Genomic DNA, 1904 nt, shown 5'->3' with positions numbered 1-1904 from the left:
CTTCCTTCAGGCGCTCGAAGATCACTTTGACCTTGGCGATCGCCGCGTCCCAGACGCTGATATCACGCTGTTGCGAACCGACGTGGAACGACACGCCATAAGGCACCAGGCCCAGGTCGCGAGCGAGAATCAGCAGGTCCATGGCCATGTCGGTCTGGCAGCCGAATTTGCGCGACAGCGGCCAGTCGGCGGTGGTCGAGCCTTCGGTCAGGATGCGCACGTAGACTTTCGCGCCTGGCGCGGCCTTGGCAATGTTGCGCAGGTCGGCTTCGGAGTCGGTGGCGAACAGACGCACGCCCTTGTCGTAGAAGTAGCGGATGTCCTTGGATTTCTTGATGGTGTTGCCGTAGCTGATCTGGTCCGGGCTGACGCCACGGCCCAGCACCTTGTCCAGCTCATAGATAGAGGCGATGTCGAAACTCGAGCCTTTTTCCTTGAGCACGTCGATGATTTCCGCTGCCGGGTTGGCCTTGACCGCGTAGTAGACCTTGGCGAACTCGAAGCCGGCGCGCAGGTCGTCGTAGGCCTGGGCAATCATCGCGGTGTCGATCACCACGAACGGGGTTTCCTGCTTGTCGGCGAACGCCTTCATTTTCTGAAAGGTGTCGCGCGCGAAATAGTCTTCGACCTGAATCGACATACTGGGGAGCTCCTAAAGGCAAACGGGTAAAAACAATGGGTGCAAGGGTGAACTCACTGATGACACACCCTCCTGAACGTCCTCCGTATCCCCACTTTGGTTCGCCTACTTCCCAAGGCATGTCGCCGAAAGCAAAAAGGCCATGGGAAGTGCAGCTTTTCCCTTGGCCTTGCTGTCTCGTCGTCAGTACTTGAGCCGGATGGATCGTTTCCAGCATGGACGTTCGGCGCGAACTTTAGGGCGTGAGGGGCCTGAGATCAACAAAAAATGTCGCGTTTTTGCACTTGTCTGACGCGCGTTGCCGTCAGCAGTCTTTGTAACCGACCCAGATGACAGGCAGATGTTCCCGAAGAATGACGAAGTGTTAAAAATACCTGCATGTTCGGCGCCGTTGTGCGCGAATTCGCTAGAAAGTGCGATGGCGTCAATATAGCCGACGTTGGCTGCGAGAACGCTCGAAGCGGGGGATTTTGGTTGTTGCGGGGAGCGATTCGGGAGCGTTTTGGAGCGGTCAGGTGTTGATATTTTTTTCCGGCGCGTAAATCTCCGAAAATCCCATGAAATTTGTGGGAGCGAGCCTGCTCGCGATGGCGATTTCACAGCCAGCATCGTCACTGACTGATCTATTGCTATCGCGAGCAGGCTTTCCCACATGGGTTTTCGTTGTTGATGGCGCTCAACGGTTCGGTTCCTGGATCAACTTGGGCTATAATCTGCGCCCTTTTTTAAACACCTGCCAGGCGATTTCCCATGACCCAACAGGCCGCCGAAGTCGCGAAACGCCGCACTTTCGCCATTATTTCCCACCCCGATGCCGGTAAGACCACCATCACCGAAAAGCTCTTGCTGATGGGCAAGGCGATTGCGGTGGCAGGTACGGTGAAATCCCGTAAATCCGACCGCCATGCCACGTCCGACTGGATGGAGATGGAAAAGCAGCGGGGTATCTCGATTACCACGTCGGTCATGGGTCGAAATTGCCGAAACCGGACAATTTGACTTGTTCGTTGTCTTCAAGAGCGTGCCTGATTTCCTCGAAAAACAGTTCAACCAATTCCTTGGCTTCCCGCTTGTTCAGGCCCAGCTCTTCGTACAGACGTTCCGCCATCTCAGCTTTCGTCAAAGCCCCCATACGTCACTTCCTTAACGTGGCGTTCAACCTTTGTTCGAGCGGAAAAACTATGCGTGATCTGAGCAATCTACCGACCCTGACGCTCGCGCTGATCCAGACGTCCCTGGCCTGGCACGACCGCCAGGCCAACCT

General features: G+C 55.9%; 4 pseudogenes. 2 read left to right on the top strand and 2 right to left on the bottom strand.

Annotated features, from left to right (window positions below):
• Positions 1-640 (bottom strand): annotated as a pseudogene (locus ACQKP2_RS32720) (type III PLP-dependent enzyme); the annotation flags it as partial.
• Between the two features lie 750 nt (positions 641-1390).
• Here ACQKP2_RS32720 and ACQKP2_RS32715 point away from each other — a divergent pair.
• Positions 1391-1609: pseudogene (locus ACQKP2_RS32715) on the top strand (GTP-binding protein); the annotation flags it as partial.
• Between the two features lies 1 nt (position 1610).
• Here ACQKP2_RS32715 and ACQKP2_RS32710 read toward each other — a convergent pair.
• Positions 1611-1772 (bottom strand): annotated as a pseudogene (locus tag ACQKP2_RS32710) (HU family DNA-binding protein); the annotation flags it as partial.
• Positions 1773-1821: 49 nt separating this feature from the next.
• Between ACQKP2_RS32710 and ACQKP2_RS32705 the strand changes: the two are divergent.
• Positions 1822-1904 (top strand): annotated as a pseudogene (locus tag ACQKP2_RS32705) (amidohydrolase); the annotation flags it as partial.

Source organism: Pseudomonas sp. NPDC089569 (assembly GCF_050280625.1).
Taxonomy (GTDB): Bacteria; Pseudomonadota; Gammaproteobacteria; order Pseudomonadales; family Pseudomonadaceae; genus Aquipseudomonas.
This window is presented reverse-complemented; position numbering and strand designations above follow the sequence as displayed.